The organism is Photobacterium sp. ABD4_091 (assembly GCF_056160145.1).
Genome location: NZ_JBSWWQ010000004.1, coordinates 302,624 through 324,758, shown reverse-complemented (window position 1 = coordinate 324,758; position 22,135 = coordinate 302,624). Strand labels below are relative to the sequence as shown.

Sequence of the window (22,135 nt, the reverse complement as noted above, 5' to 3'; positions counted from 1 at the left end):
TATGCCGCAAAACCACAGAGTTGTGGTAGAATTCGTCCAATTTTGTGAAATACCCAGCTGAAATATCAGGAATTCCATTGACTCAGTCGAATACTCCTCAGGCTAACGTTTTAAACAACGAAAAAACTCTCAAGGCCGCGATTAAAGATTGCATGATGCGCGATCAGTTTCGTCTGCACAAACGCGTGCAAGGTGCGGCAAGAATCAAGAAAGAGCAGGCAAGGCATGCCGTGTTTGACGAGATCGCGCTAGATATCGCCAAATCTATGCAGACTGTGCAGATGCGTGCCACCCAGCGACCGACCATCTCTTACCCAGAGCAGCTTCCGGTCAGCCAGAAAAAAGACGAAATCGCTGAAGCGATCAAGAACAACCAGGTTGTCATTGTTGCCGGTGAAACGGGCTCGGGTAAAACCACCCAGCTACCGAAGATTTGTTTGGAGCTTGGGCTCGGCACCAAAGGTATGATTGGTCATACCCAGCCACGCCGTTTGGCTGCTCGCTCGGTAGCAAGCCGTATTGCTGAAGAGCTTCAATGCGAGCTTGGCTCTTACGTCGGTTATAAGGTCCGATTCAACGATAAAGTGTCGGATCGCAGCCAGATCAAGTTGATGACCGATGGTATCTTGCTGGCCGAGATCCAGAATGATCGCTTCTTGAGCCAATATGACACCATTATTATCGATGAGGCTCACGAACGTAGCCTTAATATCGACTTTATCATGGGTTACTTGCGTGAATTGCTGCCGAAGCGCCCAGATCTTAAAGTCATTATCACATCGGCAACTATCGACCCGGAGCGTTTCTCCAAGCACTTCTTCAATGCGCCGATTATTGAAGTGTCAGGCCGTACTTACCCAGTGGAAGTACGTTACCGTCCTGTTTCTGAAGATGGCGATGATAGCGATCGCGATCAGCTGCAAGCGATTTTCGATGCGGTAGACGAGTTGTGCGATGAAGGCTTGGGCGATATCCTGATCTTCATGAACGGTGAACGGGAAATTCGTGATACCGCCGATGCGTTGGAAAAACGTAATCTGCGGGATACCGAAATTCTGCCATTGTACGCCCGCTTGTCGGCCGGTGAGCAGAACCGTGTGTTCCAAACTCATGCTGGTCGCCGTATCGTTCTGTCAACCAACGTTGCTGAAACCTCGTTGACGGTGCCGGGTATTCGATATGTTATCGACCCGGGTACCGCGCGTATCAGTCGTTATAGTTATCGTACCAAAGTACAGCGCCTGCCGATTGAGCGTGTTTCTCAGGCCAGTGCCAACCAGCGTAAAGGTCGATGTGGCCGTGTTGCCGAAGGTATCTGTATTCGTCTGTACTCGGAAGAAGACTTCCTGTCACGTCCAGAGTTTACCGACCCAGAGATCCTGCGTACTAACTTAGCATCTGTTATCCTGCAAATGACAGCGATTGGCCTTGGTGATATCCAAGCCTTCCCGTTTGTAGAAGCGCCGGACAACCGTAATATCCAAGACGGTATCCGTTTGCTGGAAGAGCTAGGCGCAATTAATACCAAAGCGAAAGATCCGCGCAAGCGTCTGTCACAGATTGGCCGCCAGTTAGCTCGTCTGCCGATTGACCCGCGTTTGGCTCGTATGGTGTTGGAAGCGCCAAAGAATGGTTCTCTACGTGAAGTGATGATCATTGCTTGTGCCTTGTCGATTCAAGATCCGCGTGAGCGTCCTTCTGATAAACAACAAGCTTCCGATGAGAAGCACCGTCGTTTCTACGATAAAGAATCGGACTTCGTGACCTTTGTTAATCTGTGGGATTACATCCAAGAACAGCAAAAAGCATTGTCAGGCAACCAGTTCCGTCGCCAGTGTAAGAAAGATTACCTCAACTATTTGCGTGTCCGTGAGTGGCAGGATATCTACTTCCAAGTTAGCCAGGTTGTTAAAGAGCTTGAGTTTCGTATCAATGAACAGGAAGCAAGCTACCAGGGTATTCACACTGCAATTCTTGCCGGTATGCTGTCGCATATTGGTCTGAAAGATCAGGAGAAAAACGAATACCAAGGTGCCCGAAATGCGCGATTCAATATCTTCCCAGGTTCTGGCATTTTCAAGAAGCAGCCTAAGTGGGTAATGGTTGCCGAGCTGGTGGAAACATCACGCTTATGGGGCCGTATTGCTGCCAAGATCCAACCTGAGTGGGTAGAACCTTTGGCTGAGCACCTGCTAAAACGTAGCTACAGTGAACCTCACTGGGAGAAGAAACAAGCTGCGGTTGCTGCCTTCGAGAAAGTGACGATTTATGGCATCCCTGTTGTTGCCAAACGTAAAGTGAACTACGGCAAGATTGATCCTGTGATTTCTCGTGAGCTATTTATCCGCTCAGCGCTGGTGGAAGGGGATTGGGAGACTAAGCACAAGTTCTATCAACAGAACCGTAAGCTATTACGTGAAGTTGAAGAGCTGGAGCATAAGTCACGTCGCCGCGACATCTTGATTGATGACGATGAGTTGTTCAACTTCTATGACCAGCGTATTGATCACACCGTAGTATCTGGCCGTCATTTTGATACATGGTGGAAGAAAGCCTCACGTGATAATGCTGAGCTGCTTAACTTTGAACGTGAAATGCTGTTCAAGGGCGATGCAAGCCATGTCACCGATTTGGATTACCCGAACTTCTGGCATCAGGGTAACCTGAAGCTTAAGCTGAGCTACCAGTTCGAACCGGGCGAAGACAGTGACGGTGTAACAGTTCACGTTCCACTACCTATCTTGAACCAAGTTGAGCCTGATGGCTTCGACTGGCAGATCCCAGGTTTGCGTCAGGAACTTGTGGTATCGCTGATCAAGTCATTGCCAAAACCAGTTCGTCGTAACTTCGTTCCTGCACCAAACTACGCTGATGCCTTCTTGTCCCGTGCTGAAGCGATGGCGATGCCATTGTTGGATTCACTGGAGAAAGAGCTCAAGCGAATTTCGGGTGTCACCGTATTGCGTGAAGACTGGAACCTGGATCAGGTGCCAGATCACTTGAAGATCACTTACCGTGTGGTTGATCACCGTAACCGCAAGCTACGTGAAAGCAAAGATCTTTATAGCTTGAAAGATGGCCTAAAAGAGAAGGTGCAAGAAACCCTGTCTAAGGTAGCGGACGATGATATCGAGCAGGAAGGTCTAAAGACCTGGAGCTTTGGTCAGTTACCAGAACGTTATCAGCAAAAACGTGGCGGTTTCGAAGTGAAAGCTTACCCGGCGATTGTTGATAACAAAGACTCTGTCGGTATCAAACTGTTTGAAACCGAAGAAGAGCAGCGTACTGCCATGCAGCAAGGCCAGCGTCGTTTGGTATTGCTCAACGTTCCTTCGCCGATCAAATACCTTCATGCTAACTTGCCGAACAAGTCGAAGCTGGGTCTGTACTTCAACCCTTATGGTCGGGTGATGGATCTGATTGACGACTGTATCGCCTGTGGTATTGACAAGCTGATTGAAGAGAAGGGCGGTATTGTATGGCAGCCTGAAGCTTTCGAAACTCTCAAAGAGCATGTCCGTGGTGAACTCGGCGATACCGTTGTGGATATTGCCAAGCAGGTTGAAGAGATCCTGACCACGGCATTTAATATCAACAAGAAACTCAAAGGCCGTGTCGATTTGACAATGGCTTTTGCACTGTCTGATATTAAAGCGCAGATTGAAGGCTTGATCTTCAAAGGCTTTGCGACTGAGTGCGGTTGGAAGAAATTGCCAGATATTCTTCGTTATATGCGTGCTATTGAGCGCCGTATGGAGAAACTGCCAATCGACCCGAACAAAGACCGCATGCACATCATGAAGATCGATTCGGTGGTTTCGGACTACAAAGAGCTATTGAACAAGATCCCTAAAGGTCAGCCTGTGCCTGAGAAGGTGAAGGAGATCCGCTGGATGATTGAAGAACTGCGCGTCAGTTACTTTGCCCAGCAATTGGGTACCCCTTATCCGGTATCTGATAAGCGTGTGCGTAATGCCATTAGTGATTGTTAATTAACGCTAAATTGTTTAACTGATGAAAAGGCAACCCAAGTGTGTTGCCTTTTTTTATAGGGAGAATTGCTATGTGAATTAAAGGACTTTTTTAAAGCGTTCTGATTCCATTAAAGAAAATCCATTCGTCGTTTAAATTACCTCTATCGAAATGAACGAGCCGCAATAGCGCGGTGTTTCACTAACGATATGAGGCAATACACCTGCCATCACTACTCAACAGTATTCAAGGAAAATTCGCACAGGGATTGTGCCTCTTAATTGCGAATTAAAGCAGAACAAATTTAAACTAAAGGCACAAATAATGAAAAGCAGTAAAACACTTCCATCTCTTGGCCTTATTGCGGCGATGTCATTCTCAACACCTTTACTGGCTTCAGAAACCGATGTTCAAGATATGTCAGATCCACTTGCTGTCTACACTCAAGCGGGTATTGGGTATACAGACAAAGGCCTAAATTTCAAAGTTGGTCAAACGTATGATACTGGCAGCGATTCCACCATGGGTATGAATGTGGTTGAAATAAAAGGGGTAGCTGGAGATGCGCTAGGCTGGAATGGGCGTGGGGCAGATGACAGCATAGATTCTATCCGATACCGTAACTTCAACGTTGATTTGACTAACGGGCGTGGTGCACAGCTGGATGTTAATGTGGCATTTACGCAAGAACAGGGCACGCAAGGTTCAGCGTCATATAGCTTTATTCAAGCTCTTCCTAAAATGGGACCAGTAAATCTTTACCCCCTAGCTGGTGTAGGCGTCGCGTTTGGTGAGACTTTAGATGGCAGTGGGAAAGGCGCAGATTCAGCTCAAGAACGCTGGGACTTGCATGGTAGTTTTTATGTTGTTGGGCTATACGGTAAGTTAGAAATTACAGATAATATTTGGCTGAATTATAACCCAATGTATATGGGGACAATGTCGGGGTCAGACACCTTCAAGAATTACGGCCTGGAAAATGATGATAGTGTATTGCTTCATGAAGCCGCATTGAGTTACCAAATAAATCCTCGTACCAATGTTCGTTACTTTGCCAACTGGAGCGAAAATACAAACTATGCCAATGGTGATCATAGGATAGAAGTTAACTATCAGTTTTAAGATTAAAGCCCTCAGTCAAAGAGGGCTTTTTGTGTTAATAAAGCTCATCAATGGCTTCTTGTATCACCTTGATCAACCACTGTGAGTAAGGTGTTACCTTTAACTTATGTGAGAGGTAGCAGGCGATGGGAAGGTGATGGACATCTTCCCAATGGTTTATATCGACCAATACTAACTCTTCAAACAACTCGCTTTGAACGACTTCACTGACCACCATAAAGCTCGGTATTTTGCGGACTGTTTCCAAGCAAATATCAACTTTATCTGAACGTAATAAAATCTGAGGGTTTAAACCACGCTTTTTGAAATACTTAATTAAAAGACTCTCTTTTTGATTGAAACTTGGTTGAATGGCCAAGACAAGTGGGTAGTTGGCAACGTCATGAGGCGTGACGAATTGATTTTTTGCTAGTGGGCTATCTTTATGAAAGCACAGCTTGAATTCAGGATTGCAAATTGCAATTTGAGCAATATCTTTGGAGAGTTCTAACGGATAGAAATTGATACCGATATCGACAGTCCCTTGCTTGATGTTTTGCTCAGTATTGGGGGACCAGTTTTCCATTATCAGAGTTGCATTCGGGGCTAATGAATGAATCTTTTTAAATAGGTTTGTCATTATGCCGTAACTCAGTACCGAGTTGATTTGGATCTTTATTTCGCCGTTATAACTCTCAGGGTTAAAGTTACTTCTATCGCTGTATAGGTCTTCTAAGCTGCTCATCACAGCTGGAAGGCGATTTAGCAGCCGATTACATTTTTCTGTTGGTTCTAAACTGTGTTTTTGGCGGATGAACAAGTCGTCATCGAATTGCTCCCTTAATCGACTCAACGCCTTGCTGACAGCCGACTGGGTGATATATAGGCGTTGTGCTGCTCGTTTACTGCTCTTCTCTTCACCAAGGACTTTAAGTAGCTTTAGACTATTAAAATCGATCTTAAACAACTCTTCGTCTTTCATGATTGACCGCTCTTATAGTGTTCAGGGGTGAGCCTTGGGTAGGTATATTGGTGTTGTGGGTTTTTATACATCAATGTAAGGTCATTGATAACATCCGTTATCACCTGGATCAACCACTCGGAATAAGCTGAATTTTTTACTCTATTATTAATAAAGTATGCAATTGGGTAATGTTTGACATCATCTAGGTGATCGACATCCAGTAAGACTAAACCTTCCTCTTCCATTATCGGGCTCACCACTTCGCTAACAGGACAAATACTGTTGGTTATCTTGAGTACTTTGCTACAAACTTCTAATTTGTCAGTGCGAAGTAGGATATTTGGAATATATCCCCTGCGTTTTAAGTAAGTCTCGATATAACTTTCTTTGACACTGTAGTCAGGCATGATCGCTAATACTAATGGTGAGTTAGCGATATCACTAATGGTTACTTTATTTTTTTTGGCAATTGGATTGTCTTTAGCACAGCACAACTTAAATTTTGGATAGCATATTGGCTGTTGAAACAGTTCTTTCGAGATATTGATTGGGTAGAAATTAATGCCTAGGTCTATTTGGCCGATTTTTATCTGCTGTTCTGTATTGTATGACCAATCTTCGAATTGCAGTGTCGCCTTAGGGGCAAGCTGATGAAACTTTTCAATCAGAATACTGGTTAAAGGGTGACAGAGTGAGGCATTGATATGAACCTTAATAACACCGTCGAAGTGCTCTGGCTCAAAGGTATGGCTATCTCGGAAGAGTTCTTCGATCTCACTCAGCACATGAGGAAGACGAGTAAGGATAAGCTCACACTTCGGCGTTGGCTCTAATCCATGAAGCTTTCGTGTAAATAATGGATCGTTAAATTGTTCTCTTAAGCGCTTCAATGTTTTGCTTACCGCCGATTGACCTACCTTCAACCGTTCTGCTGCTTTATGTGTGCTGTTTTCCTCCCCAATAATTTTTAATACTTTCAAACAGTTGAAGTCAATCCTGAACATGTCTTCATCATTCATTTTGCCACCTGGTAAGTTAGGTACTTGATATTAGAATATATGAATTTCAGGACTTTTTGAAAGTATCTTGATTCCATTTGAGAAATGCCACTCGTCGATTAAATTACCCCCATCGAAATGAACGAGCCGCCTACTGCGGTACTTAACAAACGATAAGAGGCACAAAATGTTGAACTTAACTAAATCACGAATCACTTTGGGATTAGCGCTTGCGCTATCACTCAATGCTGCGAATGTAACAGCAGAAACAGCTCCAAAACCTGTCACAGTTGAGAACTTTGCCGAGGTTGAGATGGATGCCCGAATTTACCGTTTCTTCGATGAGGGTGGGATGAACCATGGCTTGGTTTATGAGGAGCCAACACCAACAGACAATCAGCCCGTTCCTCGCATGAACCGCGATACACTTTATGCAGGTATTCCGGTTGATACCAGTGAAGGATATAGCATAACCATCCCAGAGCATTCAGATGATAGATATGTGTCTGTCTATGTGTTGGATAATGAGCATAAGACTTTGCATATCCTAAAGGGGGCGGGAACCACTCATACATTCGACAAACAAGAGTACTCACGTTGGGTAGTGGCTATTCCTCGTATCCAGTTGTTTGATGCGACAGATGAAGCTGATATCGCAATTGCACGTGATGTGCTTGCTGGTGTGAAGGTTGAGTCTGGCAGTATGGAACCAAAGCCAATGGTTAATTGGGATTGGCAGGGCATGCTAGAGATGCGCTCGACATATGAAAAAGACATGCGGGATACCATCACTCAGTATCCTAACGACTGGCAGGGTGAACGAGGCAAGGTCGATCGCTATAAAGGGCATAACATGGCAGTCGCAACATCTTGGGGTTTATTCCCAAGTTCAGAAACAGTGTATATCGCTCAGGCACCACAGCTCGATACAGGTGTATGTTATACCGCGACCTATGAAGTACCAGAAAATGACGCGTTTTGGTCCATCACGGTATATAACGATGCGGGTTACATGTTCTCAGACCACAACAATATTAATAGTGCCACGGCAGATATGAATACAGATGGTACTTTCACGATGCATTATGGAGATAAGGCCGTTTGTGATGATGTGGCTAACCGCTTAGATACTACCGATGGTTGGAACTTACTAATGCGTGTTTATGAACCTGCTCAAAATATTATTGATGGCGAATATAAAATGCCAGCAATCTCAACTCAATAAAATTCAGGGAAAATTCGCACAAGGATTGTGCCTCTTAATTGCGAATTAAAGCAAAACAGATTTTAAAAATTATAGGCACAAAAAATGAACAGCAGCAAAACTCTTCTTTCTCTTAGCCTTATTGCGGCTATGTCTCTTTCAGCTCCAGCATTGGCTCTAGATACAGAGGTTCACGATGCAGATCCACGAAATACCTCATGGCGGGGTGGTATTGCATCGGATGATAAAGGCGAAATAAAGCTCGTCGCAGGTGGTGGTTTTGATAACTTATACGGTAATGGTGAGTATCAAACACAAACTATTATGATTGGCGAATACTTTACCCAATCAGAAGACTTTAGGTTTCGCCTAGCTAATTTTGATGAGCGATTCGGTGGTGTCTACGCCGATGTCAATTTAACGGATGCCGCGAATTTCTACACTGCAGGTTATATGCTTCCATTGACAGCAACCAACGGCAAGACGTTATTTTTCCCGTCCGTCAACTATTCTTATGTTGACATTGATACTGATGAAATAGCCAAAGGATTTAACGGTCAATCTAACAGCAGCATGCTAAATGGTTACTCGACAGGAACGAATAGCATGTCTATTAAAGGGGCTGATGTAAAACAGTTGCTTGGAGGTGATCACGCGCATATGGCCTCAGTCAACCTTTATGGGCTTCAGCCTTGGAATGATACGCACTATACTGTGTTTCAGGCATTTGGCGGTTCAAGCTACGGTGGTGTAGACATGCAGATGGTAGATCTGGTGTTATTGCAGGGCGTCCGTACACAGTTAGGCGATGCTGTGTTCAATATTTACCTCGAAGGTAAATATACCAATATTAAAGTCAATGACATTAACGATCCAACAGGCAGCATTGACTCTTTACGTGGAGAAGAAACAAAGGTTTCTGTAGGCTTCGATTGGCGTTTTTAAATTATTGCTTAAACAGCTAATAGCTTTCCACTCAATAGAATATAAAGAACAAGGCCATAGTGAAGTTGCTATGGCCTTTCTGGTTTAACCTAATCATGTAATTAATTCTCATTTACTGATTTATCAGATTTTCCTCAAATATTCCGCGAGCGAATATTTGCTTTCTTTGGTGATCATAATACCACTTTATAGATAGGTGTTTTGATGCTGATAACTCTGTTGATATTAATCAACATTCACAATGTGTGTTCCGCCTTAATCTGATTACAGAATTTAATATGATTAAGGCGGTGGCAATGGATAGACATAAATTTAATGCCTTCATGAAGGGGTTGTCTCGCAGGCAATTTCTTGGGCATTCGGCCAAGGCTGGGGGAATGGCAGCAATCGCTGCGAGTGTCCCACTTCCTTTCTCTAAATCTGCACAAGCGCAAACAACTGTTAACGACACAGAAGAGCAGATTTCATACAGTGCTTGCTTGGTCAACTGTGGTAGTCGTTGTCCTTTGAAAGTCCACACCAAAGACGGTGTAGTGACTCAAATTTCAACTGAGAATGGTATTGATGATGAGGTATGGGGCCAGCACCAGATCCGCCCTTGTCTGAGAGGCCGTTCGGTGAAATGGAAAACCTATAGTCCTGATCGTTTGAAGTATCCTATGAAGCGGGTGGGTAAGCGCGGTGAAGGGAAATTCCAGCGGATAAGCTGGGATGAAGCAACGACCATTATTGCTGATAAGCTCAAGTACACCATCGAAGAATATGGTAACGAAGCGATTTATTACCAATATGGCTCTGGCTCTACCGGTGCAAATCTATTGGGCCGAAATGCCAATAAGCGTTTTTTGAATACCATCGGCGGTTTTCTAGAGCAGCATGGTACTTATTCGACAGCGCAAATCTCTACCGTAGAACCTTTTGTATACGGCAGTGGTCAGGGGAGCCTGATATCGAATATCGCTCACTCGGATTTAGTGGTCATGTTCTGTCAAAACTTGGCTGAAACCCGGATGTCGGGCGGTGGACAGATTGCAGAAGCTTTCGAAGCATTGAAGCGTAGCAATGCCAAAGTGATTATCATTGATCCCCGTATGTCTGATAGCAGTATTGCGTTCGATGCCGAGTGGATACCGATTAAGCCAGGTACAGATGCAGCACTAGTAGCAGCCCTTGGGCATACCCTCATTGTTGAAGGCTTGGCAGATGATGAGTTTATCAATCGCTATACCGTGGGGTGGGATGCCAGTACGCTGCCAGATTCAGCTCCTGAAAATGCCTCCTATAAAGATTACATTCTTGGCAAGGGCTCTGATGGTATTGAAAAAACGCCAGAATGGGCGAGCCAAATCTGCGGTATCTCTCCGGTTAGAATAAAGCAATTGGCGCGGGAAATGTCGGGCGCAAAAGCGGCATGGATTTCTCAAGGGTGGGGACTGCAGCGTACTGCCAACGGTGAGCAGTCTGCACGAGCCATTATGATGTTGCCTGTAATGACCAAGCAGTTCGGCAAACTGGGTACCAATACTGGTAACTGGGGTAGCAGTGTGAAATATGCCGTTCCTGGTTTTGCTACGGCCAACCCTGTTAAGACATCGATCCCTTGTTTCCTATGGACGGATGCTATTACCCGCGGTACCGAAATGACTGCCGAAAACAGCTATATCCGCAATAAGGATAAACTGGATTCGAATATCAAGTTCTTGTGGCATTTTGCCAGTAACGTCACCATGAACCAGCATTCGGATCTCAATAAAACCCATGACATCCTACAAGATGAGTCGATGTGTGAGTTCATCATGGTCTGGGATCATCATATGACGCCATCAGCGCGTTATGCCGATATTCTTTTGCCTGATGTGACAACACTGGAAACCAGCGATCTTATTGATAATTCCTACGCGACAGGGGCTTATCATTACGTAACTCGTTTGCAGCCAGCGATTGAGCCGCTGTGGGAAAACCGTCCGACGTATGATGTATTGGCTGAAATCGCCAAGAAAATGGGAACCTTCGATGCCTTCACTGAAGGGCGTTCTTACGAGGAGTGGATTGCCTATTGCTATGAGAACCTTCGCAAAGCAAACCCTCACCTTCCAGAATATGCCAAAACAGATGGTATGGGGATCATTGACCGTAAACTGGCAAAGAGTGAAGACCATATCGCACTGAAAGACTTCAGGGATGACCCTGCGGCCAACCCTCTAAAAACACCTTCGGGCAAGATTGAAATGTATTCTGAGCGCTTGGCAAACATTGCTGATACGTGGGAGTTGCCAGCAGGCGATAAGATCACAGCTGTTGCTGAGTACTGTGAGAGTTTCGAAGGCTTGGGTGAGCCTGAGCGCATGAAGCAGTTCCCATTGCAGATGATTGGCTTCCATACCAAAGGCCGAACCCACTCGACTTATCACAATGTCCCGCAGCTGCGTGAGGCTGTTCATGATGAAGTCTGGATGAACCCTGTTGATGCCCAGTCACGGGGCTTGATCCAAGGGGATCGTGTGCTGGTGTTCAATGATCGCGGCCAAATCCATATGCCAGTGAGAGTGACAGCAAGGATCATTCCGGGGGTTGTCGCCGTCCCGCAGGGGGCATGGTATCAACCGAACAAGAAAGGGATCGATGTTGGAGGATGTATTAATACTCTGACAACACAGCGGCCTTCTCCTTTGGCAAAAGGTAATCCGCAGCATTCGAATCTAGTGGAAATCCAAAAGGCTTAGGGGGTGAGTAATGGCGCAATATGGATTCTATATTAACTCAGCCAAGTGCACGGGCTGTAAAACGTGTTCGGTAAGCTGCAAAGACAAGAAAGACTTGGATGTCGGCCCTAAACTTCGCCGCGTTTATGAGTACGGTGGGGGCACATGGGTGCAGAAAGATGGCCTATGGCAACAGAATGTCTACAGCTATTACCTCTCCATTGCGTGTAACCATTGTGATGAGCCCGCCTGTGCGCAGGGCTGTCCGACAGGAGCAATGGCTAAGCGTGAACAAGATGGGCTGGTGGTTGTCGATCAAGACCAGTGCGTGGGCTGTCGATACTGTGAAATGCGATGCCCTTATGGTGCGCCTCAGTTTGATGCAGAAAAGAAAGTCATGAGCAAATGCGATGGCTGTTTTGACCTGCTGGAGCAGGGGAAATCGCCAGTTTGTGTCGAGGCCTGCCCGCAACGGGCAATAGAGTTTGGGCCAATAGCTGAGCTGAGGGAAAAATATGGCCAGCTCAATGAGATTGCCCCTTTACCGAATGCGAATTTAACCAAGCCGAACTTGGTTATTCATCCACATTCCAAGTCAAGGCCGAGCGGTGATAAAGCCGGAACGATTCAGAATAGGGCGGAGGTGTAGTTATGCATGAATTACCTTTGGTATTTTTTACGGTACTGGCACAAGCTGCCGCAGGCGCGTATTTGATTTTATTGTTGAGCCAACCTGTCAATGGTATGGATGAGCGCAAGCTGTCTATTGGTATCTTGGTCTCAATGGCACTGCTTTCGGTGGGCATGCTTGTCGGTATGTTCCATCTAGGTGTGCCAATGCGTGCTTTGAACCTGTTGGCGGGTATCGGGCGCTCTCCAATGAGTAATGAAATTTTGCTAGGCGGTGCATTTGCTGGGTTTGGTATTCTGGTCGGTCTGGCTGGATTCTATGAGAAAGGAACACAAGGACAAAGAAAAGTGCTGCGGTGGGCAACGGCTATTTTTGCTATTGCTTTTATCACCACTATTCCGAAAGTCTATCAGTTGAGTACAGTTGCCGCTTGGGATACCTCCCATACAACGATTCAGATGCTGACGACGGTATTTATCACCGGTGGGGCGCTAGCTGCTGTATTAGGGGCGTTTCGTCATGGTGTCGCGGTATCAATCGCTGCTGTCTTTATTACTCTGGCGTTGCGGTTTGATTATATTACCTTTGTCACGGGGGTAGAGCCGGCTTTGGCTGCCCAGCAGAGTAGCCTGTGGGTAGCACAAGGTGTTGCATTGTTGATTGGTGGGGGGCTGGCCTTTTTTGCTCTATTGAAACAGAAATCAGCTCAGCCAATCTTACTCTCTGCGTGTGGCTTGCTGGTAATTGGTGAATTGGTTGGACGTATGAGTTTTTATAACTTGTGGGCGATAAGCATGTAGTGTTTAAAAGCTGTGTTTAAATGCTCATAGATTAATGAATAGAAAAATAGATATAACAGGCCAAGTTGAAAAGCTTGGCCTGTTTATTTGCTGCTTAAATAAGGTTGATTATACTGTATCATCCCAGATTTTCTTTGTAACTCCCTGTAATTAAGGGGGGTTTTAACGCGATAGTGCATTCCATTTCATTTATTACTCGGAAAACAGTAAGCGTATGAAACGGGTCTTGTTGGTTTCTAGCAAGGGCTTTTAAAGAAAACCGACACTTTTAAGTGCCGGTTTTGCGTGAAGATATCTATTATTTGAAGTTATTTTCTGACGTTATTGCTTGATGAGCTTATTGGCCACAAATGGCTGGTTTCTAGCCAGTAACCAAAGCACACCACCTGTGAGGCCTACGATAAACTGAAGAATTCCGAGGTTTTCAATCAGCGAATCGGGACGGATGGAAACCAATACCATGCCAAGCGAGCCGCAAATCATGCCGCAGAACTGGATTAATGCGACAGCCGAGCCTGTATCACTGTCTTGCTGGTCAAGCATCAGATTAGTCCCAGGTACACGCATGGTAATCACCATTAAAGTTGCTGGTGCGGCAATTAACGCGAACACTATTGGCGATGTATGGCCGATGGTAACCGTTAACACTCCAGCTGTAGCGAGTAAGAAGAAGCATAAGGTGATGATTTTCTGAACCGGAATATGACGAGATAGCTTCATATAAATGGTTGGCCCGAATGAAGCACACAATGCATTGAATGAAAACGCATAGCTAAATTGCTGTTCGGTAAGTCCGAAACCATTGATATAGATATATGAGCCAGCGGCTAGGAAGGCCATCATGGCGATTGGCGTGATAGAGAAAATCACCAGCAGTGCAACGAATCTTGGGTTTTTCAGTACGACCCAAAGCCTTCCCCATGAGCGAATGATAGAGCCACTGTACTTGGCTTCAAGCGTCTCTTTGTAGCAGAACGCCAGTATAGAAGCGAAGGCACCAAATACTGCAAGCGTAACAAACATCATTCGCCAAGAGGCGATTTTCAATAGAAAAGCACCAAGAACCGGGGCTACCATAGGTGCAATGATCACTAGAGACATAATGGTCGCCATGATCTTTTCGCGTTCACGTCCATCAAACAGATCTTTGACGATTGCGGTAGCGACAACGGTAACTGCACTGCCGGCAAAGGCTTGAATAACCCGTGCGCCGATCAACTGTTCAATGCTGCCTGCCATTGCGCATAAGATACTAGCAATGATGTATCCACTTATCCCAACAAATAAGATAGGTTTGCGACCAAACTTTTCACTCAATGGCCCCCAGAATAGCAAGCCGACCGCATAGGTGACGAAGTAGCTGCTGAGAGTGAGGTTTACCATCGATTGATCAGTGTTGAACACATTGACCATTTGCGGCAATGCAGGCAGGTACAAGTCAATCGTCAGTGGGGGAAAGGCACTAATGATGACAAGGAAAAATAACGTACCGGATTTCCCCAGTATTGGTTGGGATTTCTTCAAGTGGATGTTCTCAATGGGTAAGCGACAGAGTCGAGAAAAGACAAAGCAGAATTTGGTTGATTATATCAACTATTTGCAAAGTTGAGTTGATGTTAATCAACTCAATTTGAAATCTTGCCGATTAAGGTATCCATTTTGTGCTGGAGGGATTATTCAGGAAAATACAGGGCGCTGTGCTCTTCCGGGTTACACAGGTATTCAACACCATCTTTTTTACAGTAATAGGGTGTTTCCATTGAGTCCATATCTGAAATTACCATCCAAAATACAGTTATCTGGAAGATCCCGACTAATGCTAGGAGTACTGTAAGCGCGATCAGTATTTTTGCGAGTATGCTTCTCATGTAGGCCTATTGGTGTAAGCGACCTCAGTCACTTGGCAATACGTGTTATGAATCGCGCGATGGTATCAGCAATTAAGCGCTAACATCAAATGAAGCCCCCTGGTGTTGCTCCTGTCTGTTTAATACCCACTCAATAGCAACTTTATCGGGCATTGGTTTGGCGTAAAAGTAACCTTGGCCTAACGCTATGTTGTACTTGGCTGCTAGGTCATGATGAATAGATTGCTCGATACCTTCTAGAACAATATTAAAGTTAAGCTCTTTTGACAGATGGCTAATAGCCCGTATCACCGTATCGGTTTCTTTCTGGTAGGGGGCATTAAGTGTAAAAGACTTATCTATTTTTACGGTATCAAATTGTTGGCTTAATAGAAGATCAAGAGAAGCATTACCCGTACCAAAGTCATCAAGCTGAAGTGAAAAGCCTAACCGGTTGAGTGTCTGCATTGAGGATAAGGTTTCATCTTTGTTTTTGATAATTGCGGTTTCAGTCAGTTCAAGCGGGAACTTGAATGGTTTCAAACCTTGAGTCGTTAGTTTTTCATAGAGTGATTCTATAAAGTCAATACGCTCGAGTTGAACAGCAGAAATGTTAATGGAAACAGGTAGGTTTATGTCTTTACTTAATAACTGTTGATGGAAAGCAATGGCTTTATCAATGACTAGATCACCAACGACAACAATATCTATTGATTCTTCTAATAATGGAACAAAAATATCGGGACTGATATAACTGCCATCTTGCTTCTTCCAGCGAAGCAGTGCCTCAAATCCGTCAATCTCGTCAGTTTGAATGTTAATTTGAGGTTGAAACCATACATCGAACTCGTTGTTTTCAATGGCATATTTTATATCTTGGTAGATCTCAAATTTTGATTTGCTAGAGCTACCAATTTGGGGGGTATAGATGGCGATGCCTGATGTTTCAACTTGATGCTGTTTGGCATAAAACATTGCTGTATCAGCTCTTGCTAACAAATCGATACCGTTCTGACCATCATAAGGGTAGTTTGCGATACCCAAAGAGCAGCTAATTCGAATATTGGAGGAGCCAATTCTAATTGGGTGACTCAGTGCTATCTGAAGTGTTTGCGAAAACTTTTCGACATCTTGTTTTTTATCACCATTATAAAGAATGGCAAATTCATCACCACCAATACGAGCGACTTGGTCTTGAATGCCAAGGTGATCAACGATGATCCTACCGACAGATTTGAGGAGTTCATCCCCTTTGGAGTGCCCTAAGTTATCATTGATGGACTTGAAGTTATCGATATCAAGAAACAATAGGAAAAAATGGTGATTATCAGCAATCTTATTGTTCAGTATCTCATTCATTCGACGTCGGTTAGGCAGCCCGGTTAGAAAGTCGGTACGCGCCTGCGAGTTAGCCTTTTGCTCTGCACGTTTTCTCATTTCAACTTCACTTTCAAGTGCGACTTTACTGACGGTCGTGGTTTTTAGATCAAGATACATAGACTCAATGTCAGAGATTAATTGAGACCACTCTTTAATGTTTGATTTGCTAAAATCAATGATTTCGTCACCTTTACCAATTCGCTCTAGCAAGTACTTTACTATACGGAGCGGAGCAATAAGTGCGGAATGTATAATGACAAATAAGAGTAGGGACAAGAATGTGATAATGGTAAAAATCACTCTTTGATCAGCAGAGAGCTGTGCTAATTCATTGGTGGCGAATTTCCTTATCTGTTTGGTGAGGTTGTTCAAATGGGTAATTAAGTTTTGATTGTAGGTATTAAGGTTAATGGTGATCCAATGAGTATCCTCACTACTCTTTGCACCTTGCAATAAAGTGAACTGTCTTCTGATCCGAGACAGATCTGAATCAACGCGTTTTGACATAGAGTGGTTGTTGAGGTTTGTCGACAGTAACAGCTCTTTATACTGCTGTTCTATGACGCTTAGAGTCGTTGCCCACAGTTCCAAGGTTTCAGGCGCATGTTTGAAGTTGTAATCGGCAACGAATACATTCAATCGATTGGTCTCTTGCGTTAACTTAAATGCAAGTTCATCAAGTTGAATGACTTCTTCTTTTATACTGCTCTGTTTCTCTGAAATATAGAATAGGGTAAAGATGAAGCCAGTCAAGACAACTACAAAGAGAACAATAACTTGCTTGATACTAATTTTCATACGCTACCACTGTTTGTCTTAATGGCGCTATGTGTTGCAGTACATCCGGCCTGAGGGAGGATGAAGAGGAGAAAGTCTTGCCTTCCTCTAGACCATAGGACACAAGCCACTCCATTTGTCGATCGAGTAACGGGATTAAAGGTTGATACAATGACACTTCCCAAACACTGTCTTGATGGAGGCGACTTAGTTTCTGTGGTGTTGTTTTTAAACTATGACTCAGCAAGATATCTACTTGATGAGGCTCAGAATCAAACAAACTTTCTGCCTCTATCATGGCTTGGACAAATTGACCTAAAGACTCATCTGATACCCTGTTATGCGCAAGCATCAATTCATGTTGTAAGTACACCCCAGGGAAATAGGTGAGTTGTACTTGGTTATCACTCCTCGCGAGTAGATCAGAGCTTAAAGGTTCGCGGGTTGTGATGAAGTCACATTCGCCACTGAGTAGTTTGTCGTTGAGATCTGCCACATTATAAAATTGATAGCTCACGTTATTGATATTATTTCTTTGCACAAGGAGTTGACCAAAGAAGTGAAGAGCAGATAAATATTGAGTGCACAGCACTTTATCCGCCATAGCATTAATATCAGTGAGTGGGTTCATGCTAGCAATCGCGTTATGGTTATCCGAGTCGAAAACCGAAGCAACTATACGATACTCTTGAAGGTGATGCTGGTTGGCAAGGTAGGCGATGTCAGCAGTGAAAATGACATCGGCATCGACTTGTTTGTCGATGACAGAGAGAATAGCCAGTTTGCCACTGGGCCTTTCTGTGATGGTGACCGATAAATTCTGCTGTTGGAAATAATCTTCGCTATCAGCTATTCTCAATAGCCCTGTACCGGGCTGGATACCGGTTACTACGGAAATAGGCTGGACTTCACTTGTGTCATTCTGTTTTGGACGTTCTTCCAAACAGCCAAACAGTAACAATAAGGTAAAAACAGTCGATACAGCCTTCATTATTCAACGTCCTTACTAATTTAAAACTAAACAGCATATTGTTTAATAATTCAGTTCATTGATATTTTCCACTCTCACCCTTTAATAATGATAATGCCATCAATATGTTGAACAAGGGCTCTTAAAATTAATGTTAGGACAATTAATGTTAAAAACAAAAAAGTTGCTGGGGGAGTGCGTGCCTTTTTTGGTTTGGCACTATTAGTAGACTTTTTTTTACCTAAACATATGACTTTAACGTAGTGACTTATTCATCGGGTAACAAAAACGGAGCCGAAGCTCCGTTTTTATTGAATGTTGCTGGTGGCGATTATCGCTCCCAGTATGCTTCTTCCAAACAATCTTCACGCTCTGGGAGGCCTCGCGATAGGCGAGGGGCGTGTTGAGTCAATACTTCATAGCTTACGCGGTTTGAGTATTGGCAGATTTGCGAGAACGATGAATAGCTTAGGAAGTCACCAACGTGTTTACCCGAGTTTGGCACGTTGGCTTTGTGGAAACGGTTAGCAGACATGTCATGCAAAAGGGCAGACAACGCAGCATCACCAGCACCGTTAGTGTTTTTAATCTCTACAGGGCCGCCAAGGTATGGCGCAATGTGCGAGTATACGCGAATTGGGTTTTCACACGTTGCTTTCTTCATCGGGCGGCTGAATTCATATTTGTTGAAATCAGCAATACGACCAGGAAGAAGAGGCAGTGTTGATTCACGTTTTAGCTCGTCGTCAGTATAACCTGCCATGTAAAGTCCAATAGGGCCGGCGGTACATAGTACCAAGTCAACCCACTCGAGAGCCTTGTCTGCAGCGATAAGTGGATCTTTCTCACCGGTTAGCGCTTCAGCTTCTTCTTCGTTCATCGCGACACAGGTTACGTGTTCTTTGAGGAAGTCGATCCACCAATCTTGCATGCCTTCAATGACATACTTAGTACCAAGGGTCAGTACAACAGGAACGTTGTGCTTTTTGGCGTGTTCGATAGCTTTTAGTGCTGAGTCCTTCATCGGGTCGCCTGGCTTGCCGCGAACCAAGTAAGAAGAAAGAACAAGAGCTGATGCATTTTCGAATGCAGTTTCCGGCACGAACTCAGGCTTGAGCTGGTTCATTTCCCCTTCGTTGATCGCAAATGTGCGTTCACCGTCTTCGGTGATAAGGGTGTAACAGCGACCAATAGGGCCTTCAACGGGTTGCAAGAAATCTAGGTCCATACGGCTAGAGGTATTGCAAAGGTAGCGGTAAGCGTAAGATCCGATCTTGAGATCTTGGCTCATTACACCAAGAAGAATTGATTTGTCATCCGCAAGTACAGAGTAGTTATGAAGGGTGTTACCAATGGTATCACCTGGGTACTCATGACTGATAAGGTTACGTTCTTTCAGCTCTTGGTAGAGTAGTTCAGCCTTGTCTTCAGCAAGTACCAGTGAGTGGCCTTTGCTCAAGTTATGGCGAGCCAGAAATTCATCGTCAATACGCGCTTCGATATCTACGATAGTTTGGCCGACACCCACAAGGTGAGTACGAGATAGCGGATTTTCTTGCTGGATTTGAGCTACTAATGGATCGCGGGCATTGACTGGAAAGTAATGCTTGGATTTACGCTGACCAGGGAATTTCATGTTTGAAGGCTATCGGTTAAAGGGGATTTTGTTTCATTGTATCATAAAAATGAGATTTACATCCCACTTCATGACGCTAAGATGACATTTTGTGATTGGTTGCTGTTTTTTTATTCGGAAAAATTTAACTGCCATTTCCAAAAGGTATAGCTGATTATTTTACAAACAAAAAAACAGCCAAAGTGTTGGCTGCTTTTTGATGAGCGAAAAGCAATTATACCTTAATATTCATATCCCACTCAATAACTGCCCCAAAATGCTTTGGTTGGTGGGTGTTGAGTGATTTAGTTTATGAAAGCAGTTTTGGCTGGAACGCTTTCTCACCGGCAACAGGGCGGTTAACCGAGATAGAGCGGCCTTTTTTCATGCCTTTTTCGTAATCATCGGTTAGGGCATTCATCGCTTCTTGAAGCTGTTTCTTAAAGGTTTCCCGATCAAGGTTCTCGAATTCTTTGTCGATGAAGTTACTCATGCGCTTATCATGGTCATCATCAGTGTTGAGTTCAGGTAGCTTTTCAAGTGCGCCTTCAAGCCAACCAGCAAGGAATGAAGAGACTCGGCGGGTCACTTCGGCAGTGCTGGTACCAGTGCCTTGGAAGCTGTTTCTGAATTGACCGGTCTGCTGGTTCATTTCACGGTAAACAACGTCAAAAGCAAACGCGGCAAAGATAGCACGCTCTGCGACACCAATGAACTCAGCCTGTTTGAGACCTTTATGGTTGGTCAATACGCATTCGACACCGAAGCGGCGATTGATACCGCGGATGATCTTCAAAATCTGCTGGCTGATATCAGCAGGCAGTAGGGTTTGCGTTTTGGTTTTACCCATTTGGATAAATTCGATGTCGTCTTGCTCAAGGCCATATTTAAGCATCAAGCGATGCGCCATTTTTATGGCTTGCGCAGCTTCATTGACGTTGGCGGAGCTACCCAGCTCGAGGCATTTTGCAATTTTTTTGAGCGCCTTTCGCTTTTGTTCAGACATTCGATCGCACCATGATAGAAAAGGGCACATATTTTAACGTGTTCACGAAGCCAGCACAATTATCTTAAGCGGATAGTTTATGCAGTTTTTTTCTTGAAGATATGCGATGCTGACAGCAGTAATCTACTCGTTGAATATCATGAAATTGAAACCTCTGTGCCTTGAGTCTTGGCTGTTGGGCACGCATAATGTTCGGCAGTTTTTCTTTTGGGTATTTTTGCTATGACAGCGACCTACCAATCCGTTGATGTTCCATTCAATTATCGCCATACCTGCTGGTTTTGTGGCGAGCCTTACTTCGAATCATATGCCTTCTTGCCATCGCCAAATTACGATCACCAAAAGCTGCCTACCATGCTGCCTAGTTGCCAAGAATGTTATGGTATTTGCAAGGGCGTAAAAGCCAGTGATTTGGAGCTCTTACGCGATAAAGTAAAGGAACAGCTCCATCGCAAATACCAAAAGCACCTACAGATCGGTGTGAACTGGACCAAGGAAGAACTTGAACAATCTGAGTTCGAAGGCAAAGCGCTGGAAGGTTTTCGTGAAAGTGCCTGGAAGATGTTTGAAATTGCCAAGGCACGGGTAAACTATCCAGGTTGGCCGCTGACGATTGATGGCTTACCGGTTGCCGCATTAAGCAATGCTTTCCATGTGCAATTTGATGGTATTACTTATACCAGTTTGACTCACGCGATAGAACAACTAGCAAAGTCTTACAATATCCCACAAGAATACCTCGAGGAAGTTGTTGAGGTAGTGGGGCGGGATCGCCTGTCTTATGCCATTCGCTTTGCCAAAACAACCTATGGTTATTCCGCAGCTGAGCGCACAGCGAGCATTGATAGCCTCAAAGCCCTGCAAGCTGAAGAAGCGGCATTGGCTGTACCTGAAACGAAACAAGTTAAGGGTATTGACGTTAATGTTGGAGACATCGCGGAGCTTATCTTACACCGCACTATGATCCCGCCGCATGCGACGCAGTGGATTTTGAAGCAGGGTATTACCACGCTCAATCAACTTGCCCAGCAAGAAGACGCTTTTTTCGAGCATTTTGGTGCTGATTCTGAGTTAACCGCTTTTACCTACTTTACTGCGATGCAGATTTATCTTGAGCACCGCGAGCTTGAGCCAGAGTGGGCTGAGCACCAGGATCCGAACCGACAGTGGTTCGAAAAGCTATAAGTAGAATAAGCCGTTTGAATTACAAAAAAAGGCGCCAT

15 protein-coding genes are annotated in these 22,135 nt (G+C 44.6%); 8 read left to right on the top strand and 7 right to left on the bottom strand.

Features of this window, described 5'->3' with window-relative positions; all coding sequences use genetic code 11:
- Window positions 1-77 precede the first annotated feature (77 nt).
- Both hrpA and ACXAGQ_RS25875 read left to right on the top strand, forming a co-directional pair.
- Window positions 78-3,992 (top strand): ATP-dependent RNA helicase HrpA, encoded by a 3,915-nt coding sequence (hrpA, locus tag ACXAGQ_RS25880; protein ID WP_475257823.1) that lies wholly within the window; start codon window positions 78-80, stop codon window positions 3,990-3,992.
- 349 nt (window positions 3,993-4,341) lie between these two features.
- Window positions 4,342-5,094: a hypothetical protein gene (locus ACXAGQ_RS25875; protein WP_475258077.1), complete on the top strand. Its 753-nt coding sequence runs from the start codon at window positions 4,342-4,344 to the stop codon at window positions 5,092-5,094.
- A gap of 34 nt (window positions 5,095-5,128) precedes the next feature.
- On the opposite strand, the gene ACXAGQ_RS25870 is transcribed toward ACXAGQ_RS25875, so the two are convergent.
- Both ACXAGQ_RS25870 and ACXAGQ_RS25865 read right to left on the bottom strand, forming a co-directional pair.
- On the bottom strand, window positions 5,129-6,055 hold the full coding sequence (locus ACXAGQ_RS25870; protein WP_475257822.1) for a LysR family transcriptional regulator: 927 nt from the start codon (window positions 6,053-6,055) through the stop codon (window positions 5,129-5,131).
- A complete protein-coding gene (locus ACXAGQ_RS25865; protein WP_475257821.1) occupies window positions 6,052-7,056 on the bottom strand; it encodes a LysR family transcriptional regulator in 1,005 nt (334 codons plus the stop codon). Before ACXAGQ_RS25865 ends, ACXAGQ_RS25870 begins: the two co-directional genes overlap by 4 nt.
- Before the next feature lie 166 nt (window positions 7,057-7,222).
- On the opposite strand from ACXAGQ_RS25865, the gene ACXAGQ_RS25860 reads away from it, so the two are divergent.
- The 5 genes from ACXAGQ_RS25860 (at window position 7,223) to ACXAGQ_RS25840 (ending at window position 13,317) form a co-directional block, all read left to right on the top strand.
- A complete protein-coding gene (locus ACXAGQ_RS25860; RefSeq protein ID WP_475257819.1) occupies window positions 7,223-8,260 on the top strand; it encodes a DUF1214 domain-containing protein in 1,038 nt (345 codons plus the stop codon).
- A gap of 84 nt (window positions 8,261-8,344) precedes the next feature.
- Entirely contained in the window at window positions 8,345-9,184 is an 840-nt protein-coding gene (locus ACXAGQ_RS25855; RefSeq protein WP_475257818.1) for a hypothetical protein, read from the top strand.
- A 296-nt stretch (window positions 9,185-9,480) separates the two neighbouring features.
- Complete coding sequence (locus tag ACXAGQ_RS25850) at window positions 9,481-11,907, top strand: DMSO/selenate family reductase complex A subunit (protein ID WP_475257816.1); 2,427 nt, start codon at window positions 9,481-9,483, stop codon at window positions 11,905-11,907.
- Between the two features lie 10 nt (window positions 11,908-11,917).
- Window positions 11,918-12,535 carry a DMSO/selenate family reductase complex B subunit gene (locus ACXAGQ_RS25845; protein WP_475257814.1) on the top strand — a complete coding sequence of 206 codons (618 nt, stop codon included), beginning with the start codon at window positions 11,918-11,920 and terminating at the stop codon, window positions 12,533-12,535.
- A gap of 2 nt (window positions 12,536-12,537) precedes the next feature.
- On the top strand, window positions 12,538-13,317 hold the full coding sequence (locus ACXAGQ_RS25840; RefSeq protein WP_475257812.1) for a dimethyl sulfoxide reductase anchor subunit family protein: 780 nt from the start codon (window positions 12,538-12,540) through the stop codon (window positions 13,315-13,317).
- Window positions 13,318-13,638: 321 nt separating this feature from the next.
- Here the strand turns inward: ACXAGQ_RS25840 and ACXAGQ_RS25835 are convergent, their stop codons facing one another.
- The 5 genes from ACXAGQ_RS25835 to ACXAGQ_RS25815 all read right to left on the bottom strand — a co-directional run bounded on the left by ACXAGQ_RS25835 (window position 13,639) and on the right by ACXAGQ_RS25815 (window position 20,912).
- Window positions 13,639-14,841 (bottom strand): multidrug effflux MFS transporter, encoded by a 1,203-nt coding sequence (locus ACXAGQ_RS25835; RefSeq protein WP_475240799.1) that lies wholly within the window; start codon window positions 14,839-14,841, stop codon window positions 13,639-13,641.
- Window positions 14,842-15,257: 416 nt separating this feature from the next.
- Window positions 15,258-17,342, bottom strand: coding sequence for a putative bifunctional diguanylate cyclase/phosphodiesterase (locus ACXAGQ_RS25830; RefSeq protein WP_475257811.1), 2,085 nt, complete (start codon window positions 17,340-17,342; stop codon window positions 15,258-15,260).
- Complete coding sequence (locus ACXAGQ_RS25825; RefSeq protein ID WP_475257809.1) at window positions 17,332-18,312, bottom strand: ABC transporter substrate-binding protein; 981 nt, start codon at window positions 18,310-18,312, stop codon at window positions 17,332-17,334. Before ACXAGQ_RS25825 ends, ACXAGQ_RS25830 begins: the two co-directional genes overlap by 11 nt.
- Before the next feature lie 310 nt (window positions 18,313-18,622).
- The gene (locus ACXAGQ_RS25820) at window positions 18,623-19,927 is read right to left on the bottom strand and encodes an inosine/guanosine kinase (protein ID WP_475257807.1); all 1,305 of its coding nucleotides are present in this window, start codon (window positions 19,925-19,927) and stop codon (window positions 18,623-18,625) included.
- A 289-nt stretch (window positions 19,928-20,216) separates the two neighbouring features.
- Window positions 20,217-20,912 carry a DUF2786 domain-containing protein gene (locus tag ACXAGQ_RS25815; protein ID WP_475240808.1) on the bottom strand — a complete coding sequence of 232 codons (696 nt, stop codon included), beginning with the start codon at window positions 20,910-20,912 and terminating at the stop codon, window positions 20,217-20,219.
- Between the two features lie 222 nt (window positions 20,913-21,134).
- Here ACXAGQ_RS25815 and ACXAGQ_RS25810 point away from each other — a divergent pair, with 222 nt between their 5' ends.
- The gene (locus ACXAGQ_RS25810; protein WP_475257805.1) at window positions 21,135-22,097 is read left to right on the top strand and encodes a hypothetical protein; all 963 of its coding nucleotides are present in this window, start codon (window positions 21,135-21,137) and stop codon (window positions 22,095-22,097) included.
- Window positions 22,098-22,135 lie beyond the last annotated feature (38 nt).

Bases quoted from the DNA above. Each gene is read 5' to 3' on its own strand.
- ACXAGQ_RS25825 (WP_475257809.1), bottom strand. From the start codon at position 18,312: ATGAAGGCTGTATCGACTGTTTTTACCTTATTGTTACTGTTTGGCTGT.
- ACXAGQ_RS25870 (WP_475257822.1), bottom strand. From the start codon at position 6,055: ATGAAAGACGAAGAGTTGTTTAAGATCGATTTTAATAGTCTAAAGCTA.
- ACXAGQ_RS25830 (WP_475257811.1), bottom strand. From the start codon at position 17,342: ATGAAAATTAGTATCAAGCAAGTTATTGTTCTCTTTGTAGTTGTCTTG.
- ACXAGQ_RS25855 (WP_475257818.1), top strand. From the start codon at position 8,345: ATGAACAGCAGCAAAACTCTTCTTTCTCTTAGCCTTATTGCGGCTATG.
- ACXAGQ_RS25810 (WP_475257805.1), top strand. From the start codon at position 21,135: ATGACAGCGACCTACCAATCCGTTGATGTTCCATTCAATTATCGCCAT.
- ACXAGQ_RS25815 (WP_475240808.1), bottom strand. From the start codon at position 20,912: ATGTCTGAACAAAAGCGAAAGGCGCTCAAAAAAATTGCAAAATGCCTC.
- ACXAGQ_RS25850 (WP_475257816.1), top strand. From the start codon at position 9,481: ATGGATAGACATAAATTTAATGCCTTCATGAAGGGGTTGTCTCGCAGG.
- ACXAGQ_RS25865 (WP_475257821.1), bottom strand. From the start codon at position 7,056: ATGAATGATGAAGACATGTTCAGGATTGACTTCAACTGTTTGAAAGTA.
- ACXAGQ_RS25875 (WP_475258077.1), top strand. From the start codon at position 4,342: ATGTCATTCTCAACACCTTTACTGGCTTCAGAAACCGATGTTCAAGAT.
- ACXAGQ_RS25820 (WP_475257807.1), bottom strand. From the start codon at position 19,927: ATGAAATTCCCTGGTCAGCGTAAATCCAAGCATTACTTTCCAGTCAAT.
- ACXAGQ_RS25840 (WP_475257812.1), top strand. From the start codon at position 12,538: ATGCATGAATTACCTTTGGTATTTTTTACGGTACTGGCACAAGCTGCC.
- ACXAGQ_RS25860 (WP_475257819.1), top strand. From the start codon at position 7,223: ATGTTGAACTTAACTAAATCACGAATCACTTTGGGATTAGCGCTTGCG.
- ACXAGQ_RS25845 (WP_475257814.1), top strand. From the start codon at position 11,918: ATGGCGCAATATGGATTCTATATTAACTCAGCCAAGTGCACGGGCTGT.